We start from the raw sequence: 523 nt of genomic DNA, 5'->3' as shown, positions 1-523 counted from the left end.
ATCCACGATGATAGAAGCTACGTCTGCTGGAGCCATTGCGTTGATAACGAATTGAGCTGGGTTATCATCCCAAAGCACGATATCGATACGCTCACCACCAAGCTCACCAGAAACAGCTTGTACACGTGCGCCACGCATACCAACACACGCACCAACAGGGTCAATACGTTTGTCATTTGTTTTCACTGCGATCTTAGCGCGAGAACCAGGATCACGAGCAGCACCTTTCAGTTCGATGATTTCTTCAGCGATCTCTGGGACTTCTACACGGAATAGTTCTTCAAGCATTTCAGGCTTAGAACGAGTGATAAACAATTGGAAACCACGCGCTTCTGGAGCAACTTTGTACAGAAGACCACGTACACGGTCACCTGGACGGAAATTTTCACGAGGAAGTTGGTCATCACGTAGGATTACCGCTTCTGCGTTGTTACCTAAGTCAAGAACGATTGTGTCGCGGTTTACCTTCTTAACAACACCAGTGATTAGATCACCTTCGTTGTCGATAAACTGCTCAACGATT

The 523-nt window shown here is 46.8% G+C and carries 1 pseudogene; it reads right to left on the bottom strand.

What is annotated here, in order from left to right:
- Positions 1-523, bottom strand: a pseudogene (nusA, locus tag R7Z77_RS28335) (transcription termination/antitermination protein NusA); the annotation flags it as partial.

It is taken from the genome of Vibrio sp. 1401 (assembly GCF_033340295.1).
This window is presented reverse-complemented; position numbering and strand designations above follow the sequence as displayed.